The following is a 276-nucleotide window of genomic DNA, read 5'->3' as shown; positions in this document are numbered from 1 at the left end:
GATCATTATGCGTGTAACGCTTGAGATTTTCCGAGATTTACCAGTTCTCTCTGTCTCAGCTGTAGCGAAGCTTTCTGGAGGATTCTTTGAAGGCCTTAATAGTTGGGAACAAATGATAGCGGCCTGTGTAGTTTATGTTGGAGTATTCTTTGCATCAATGCAAGGAGTGGCCATGATTGAACGCTGGCTTGGAGTTTCAACAGGACATAGCGAAACAGCGCAACAATTGCTTGGTGCTATGATGATGGGCAATGCCTTTGCGGCTGGAGCAGGTGG

1 pseudogene is annotated in these 276 nt (G+C 46.4%); it reads left to right on the top strand.

Features of this window, described 5'->3' with window-relative positions:
- Nucleotides 1-276, top strand: a pseudogene (locus HMPREF2619_RS07225) (hypothetical protein); the annotation flags it as partial.

It is taken from the genome of Streptococcus sp. HMSC074B11 (assembly GCF_001808705.1).
Taxonomy (GTDB): domain Bacteria; phylum Bacillota; class Bacilli; order Lactobacillales; family Streptococcaceae; genus Streptococcus.
This window is presented reverse-complemented; position numbering and strand designations above follow the sequence as displayed.